Origin of the sequence: Cuneatibacter caecimuris (genome assembly GCF_004216775.1) — a bacterium.
GTDB lineage: Bacteria > Bacillota > Clostridia > Lachnospirales > Lachnospiraceae > Cuneatibacter > Cuneatibacter caecimuris.
In genome coordinates, this window is the sequence record NZ_SGXF01000012.1 from 1 (window position 1) to 4,835 (window position 4,835).

A 4,835-nucleotide genomic window follows, 5' to 3' on the forward strand; every position below is an offset into this window, starting at 1 on the left:
ATAAATTTTATATCTAATTTTTGATTATCCGCAAAAATACTACACTTTCAAGCATTTTGAAGTATAGAAAAACACTCATTTTACCACGAATTTACCACGATTGAATGAGCCTTGATATGACATTAAAAATTACACTAAAAGACACCTAAATTGGTGTTTTTTGTTAAAAAAGCAGTCAATCCTAAGACTAACTGCTTGGTGTGTATGGATATGAAGTTGTCAAACTGGGATTTATTGTTCTTAACTTTTCTGTCGTTATAAAGCTGACTTACGCACATTAACCTCTGCACAGACCAGCCCAGCTATATGCTCCGCTGTTTCATTTGTCAGTACAAAGAGCATTCCGTCATTACGGCATTTTTTATGTGTGTCGCCATTCAAGGCATAAACAAAACCTTTCACACAGGTATCACTACAGGCATTAGGGTCAATCAGTCTCTTGCAGTCACGAGAAGTAGTCATTTTCTTTTGCATATCAGCAGGAAGCGAAGCGATTATATCCTCATACTTTCCAGCGTTGTCTCCGTAAATCCGTGCAAAAACACCTGTCTTGCGAAACACCCAATTCATTACTGTTTTCTTCTCTAGTTGGTATGAAGCGGTGTAACCGCTTTTTGCTTCCTTTATTACAAGGTCACAGCCCTGCTCAATAAGTTTGGTATTAAGTTTCTCGACAAACGCTTGGTGTTCTGGCGCGATTGCCGATAGAAATTCTTTGAATGAACCTTTTTCTTTTGCCATTATCTTTTTCCTCCACAAATTTCAATTTATCCGTTTCTTCATACCCATATTATAACAGTTCCATATATCCGCCACAATAAAAATCATTATAGCCTTATCATTTTTCTAATCTTTAAAAATGCACACGTTTTCTTTCTTCCTCTTGATTACCCAACACAGAAAAGAAAAAGCCCTGTCAAGAGCCTTGCCACCATTGGTGGTGCTTGCACTCTTGATCGGGCTTTTTGTTTGCTGTATCTTCTCGCAAGAGGAAAAAGATTACTCGTCCTCATCATCAAAATGGTTATTTCTCAATACTTTCCGTAACAGTTCCATATCTTCTTTTGAATTGGGGTTTATCATTTTCACGACTTGATAAGGTGTCCTATATTTATGTCCCTCTATGCTTTCCCCGAACATATCCATACTGTATAAATCATCATAGCGGTTTAACAGTTTTTGAAACTTCAAATGCTGGATAAATTCTTTGATTGGATAAAGGTCGGACGCTACAATGCTTTTCCCGTTGATGTAATCGGTAATATATTTCCGTAACTTTTCTAGCTCATATTCCAGCCATTCTTCCTCGCTGTCAAAGAAGTTGTCATAATGCCCATGTTTTAGTTCTGCATTTAGTCGTTCTTCAATTCTTAAAAACTGGCAGACTTCCTTTTCGGCTTGATTAACATACTTCCATTCTCCCGATAATAATTCATTGGGCGTTACACCCAGCACGTCCATTATCTTTTCCAGCGTATCAAAGGTAGGATAATTCACACCTCGTTCAATTTTGGAAAGGCTCTGCATATTGATACCGATTTTGTCTGCAAGTTCCTGTTGTTTCATTCCTCTGTGTTTTCTTATGGTCTGTATGTTCTCTCCTAAGAAACTGATTTTCTTTATATAACCCTCCATAACTTAGTATAACCGCTCCTTTCGTTGCTTTTCTTGGTGTTTATAAGCATATCATACTTAATATACATCAAAAAGTCAATTAAAACTTCTTGACAAGTAATTCTAATGGCGTTATTATCGTATTAGATAGAGTGATTAAGCACACTAGGGTCAATCACACGCTTGAGTAGGCATAGAGAAGATATATTTTCACTTTGACAGCATGAATAAGCATGGACTATCAGACTGAAAATCGGGTTTCTGACTGGGGCTGTTCCGTTTAGCCACGAGCCTCCCAAAGGCTCGTGAGCGTTAAGAACGGATCAGACACAGGAAGAAAGGGAACGCCTTTAGGCGTTCGTAAAGGGCGTATATGTAACACCGCCCTGCGTATACATGTCATAGTACCTAGAAACTGTGATAAATAAAGGAAAAAATGCAATTTATACCCCGCAAAAAATCGGGGCATACGAAAGGAGTAATGAAGTATCGCAACACACGAAAATTTATCCGTTAAGATTGATTACATCAGCATTGTATTTGAAACCGCAACCGCAGAAGATGTAATCACACACATTTTAGAGTTACCGACTGACATTTTCAATGTCTATCCGGCAACCGTAAAATTCAAGACTTATCAGATACGCTGGGAGATTGGAGATATTTATGTATCGGGGGACGCAAGAAAGACAGAGGACAACCCACAAGGGTTAGGCTGTTATCTTGTTATGACTGGCAGAGGTTGTGATGATATTTTCCGTATTCTCAACAGCAGAAACTATACCTTTGGGGATATGTTCAAACATTGTGAAAGAAGATACGGACTGGATAATTTCCACTTCACAAGGCTTGATATTGCCATTGATGATAAGAACGATAAGCCATTCTTTACCATAGAGCAGATAAAGAAAAAATGCGAAAAAGAGGAATTTATCTCCAATAGTGAGGGCTACTACTTTGATGAAAGCAAGTTTGACGATTTCGACACCGCAAAAACTGTTTATATCGGTGCTGGGAAATCGGGATTGTCCTACCGCTTTTATGACAAGGATAAGGAAGTCTGTTCAAAATATAATAAGACGCTTGATGAAGTCGGCAGTTGGAAACGGACAGAAATGCAACTGCGTGATGATAAGGCTCATGCCTTTGCCATGACGTTCAAGGACAGACCGCTGGAACTTGGGGAACTGGCTTTCGGACTATTGGCAAACAACCTACGCTTTGTCGTAGCAAACAGAAACGAAAGTAATAAAAGCAGGTGGAAAACGTGTCGGTTTTGGGAACGCTTTTTAGGGGCTGTGGAAGTCTTGAAACTGCAAGTATCAAAACCATATAATTCCCTTGAAGAAACACAGCAATGGCTCACAGAGGGTGGCGTGATTTCCGCTGTCAAAAGTTTTTACTTCTTAGAAGAACATGACGCATTAGGTGGACTTGAAAAAGTGGGAACTATGCTTGACAAGGCAAGATACAGCACTTCCCTTTCCAGTAAACTAACTGCACATTTACAGAGGATAAACCGCACCGACCTTATCCCCTATATTCAGTATGACACGAAACAAGGGAAAGGGGGGATCTGATGAATAACAACGATATTCCCGTATGGGAAAAATACACCCTTACCATTGAAGAAGCGTCTAAGTATTTCCGTATCGGAGAAAACAAGCTAAGACGATTGGCAGAGGAAAACAAGGACGCTGGCTGGCTCATTATGAATGGCAACCGCATACAGATTAAACGCCGACAGTTTGAAAAGGTTATTGATAAATTAGACGCAATCTAATGCAAATGAGCCTTGTATGTGTTATGATGAACACAAGTCATATCAAGGCTCTTTCCAACAAGGAAAGGAGCAGACACCATGAAAGAAAAAAGACGGGATAGCAAAGGACGTATCCTGCATACTGGAGAGAGCCAACGAACAGACGGAAAATACTTATATAAATATGTGGACGCATTTGGAAAAACAAAATATGTGTATGCTTGGAGATTGACACCCACCGACCCGACACCAAAGGGAAAACGGGAAAAACCCTCACTTCGTGAACTGGAACAGCAGATAAGACGGGATATTGAGGACGGTATCGACAGCACAGGCAAGAAAATGACGCTTTGCCAACTCTACGCCAAACAGAACGCACAGAGGGCAAACGTGAAGAAAAGCACACACAAACAACGGGAACAACTCATGCGGTTATTGAAAGAGGACAAGTTAGGTGCTAGGAGCATTGATACGATAAAACCCTCTGACGCTAAGGAATGGGCGTTACGCATGAAAGACAAAGGCTTTTCCTATAACACCATTAACAACCATAAACGCTCGTTAAAAGCGTCATTCTATATCGCCATACAAGACGACTGTGTAAGGAAAAACCCTTTTGATTTCAAGTTGAGTGAAGTCTTAGAAAATGATACCAAAGAGAAAGTCGCATTGACAGAAGAACAGGAACAAGCACTACTGTCATTCATCAAGACGGACAACGTGTATCATAAGTATTACGATGATGTACTGATACTGTTAAAGACAGGACTTCGTATCTCGGAACTGTGCGGACTGACAGTAGCCGATATTGATTTCAAGAATGAGGTTGTGATTATCGACCACCAGTTACTAAAGAGCAAGGAACAGGGTTATTACATTGAAACGCCTAAGACAAAGAGCGGAACAAGGCAAGTGCCATTAAGCAAAGAAACGATACAGGCATTTCAACGGGTTATGAAGAAACGCCCAAAGGCAGAACCATTTGTGATAGACGGACGGGGCAACTTCTTATTTGTCAATCCCAAAGGCAAGCCAAAAGTTGCGATTGATTACAGTATGCTTTTTGTCCGTATGGTAAAGAAATACAACAAGCACCACGAGGACAATCCCTTGCCACATATCACACCGCACACGCTACGCCATACGTTCTGCACAAGATTGGCAAGCAAAAACATGAACCCGAAAGATTTACAGTATATCATGGGACATTCAAACATCAGTATCACAATGAACTGGTACGCTCATGCGTCCATAGATACCGCAAAATCAGAGGTTCAGCGTCTAATTGCATAGAAGTATTTACCACGATTTTAACCACGTTTGATAGAGAAAATATAAGAAGATAAGCCTAGATATGTGAGGTTTACCACAAAAGCAAAATGCCCGTAGAGCCGATAAAATAAGGCTTTGCGGACATTTAAGAAGATATAAAAAGATAGTCAAAAAGATATATATAATT

General features: G+C 39.9%; 5 protein-coding genes. 3 read left to right on the forward strand and 2 right to left on the reverse strand.

The features are described from left to right. Positions 1-255 precede the first annotated feature (255 nt). Both EV209_RS16135 and EV209_RS16145 read right to left on the reverse strand, forming a co-directional pair. The gene (locus EV209_RS16135) at positions 256-741 is read right to left on the reverse strand and encodes a hypothetical protein (protein WP_010776655.1); all 486 of its coding nucleotides are present in this window, start codon (positions 739-741) and stop codon (positions 256-258) included. 258 nt (positions 742-999) lie between these two features. Next, positions 1,000-1,566, reverse strand: coding sequence for a helix-turn-helix domain-containing protein (locus EV209_RS16145; RefSeq protein ID WP_432764487.1), 567 nt, complete (start codon positions 1,564-1,566; stop codon positions 1,000-1,002). Positions 1,567-2,132: 566 nt separating this feature from the next. Here EV209_RS16145 and EV209_RS16150 point away from each other — a divergent pair. The 3 genes from EV209_RS16150 (at position 2,133) to EV209_RS16160 (ending at position 4,669) form a co-directional block, all read left to right on the forward strand. Further along, complete coding sequence (locus tag EV209_RS16150; protein WP_279387349.1) at positions 2,133-3,194, forward strand: replication initiation factor domain-containing protein; 1,062 nt, start codon at positions 2,133-2,135, stop codon at positions 3,192-3,194. Next, positions 3,194-3,397, forward strand: coding sequence for an excisionase (locus EV209_RS16155; protein ID WP_002610247.1), 204 nt, complete (start codon positions 3,194-3,196; stop codon positions 3,395-3,397). Before EV209_RS16150 ends, EV209_RS16155 begins: the two co-directional genes overlap by 1 nt. A gap of 78 nt (positions 3,398-3,475) precedes the next feature. Next, a complete protein-coding gene (locus tag EV209_RS16160) occupies positions 3,476-4,669 on the forward strand; it encodes a site-specific integrase (protein WP_130436476.1) in 1,194 nt (397 codons plus the stop codon). The last annotated feature ends 166 nt before the right edge of the window (positions 4,670-4,835 follow it).

Excerpts from the sequence above, each read along its gene's own strand:
- EV209_RS16135 (WP_010776655.1), bottom strand. The coding sequence starts at position 741 with ATGGCAAAAGAAAAAGGTTCATTCAAAGAATTTCTATCGGCAATCGCG.
- EV209_RS16145 (WP_432764487.1), bottom strand. The coding sequence starts at position 1,566 with ATGAAACAACAGGAACTTGCAGACAAAATCGGTATCAATATGCAGAGC.
- EV209_RS16155 (WP_002610247.1), top strand. The coding sequence starts at position 3,194 with ATGAATAACAACGATATTCCCGTATGGGAAAAATACACCCTTACCATT.
- EV209_RS16160 (WP_130436476.1), top strand. The coding sequence starts at position 3,476 with ATGAAAGAAAAAAGACGGGATAGCAAAGGACGTATCCTGCATACTGGA.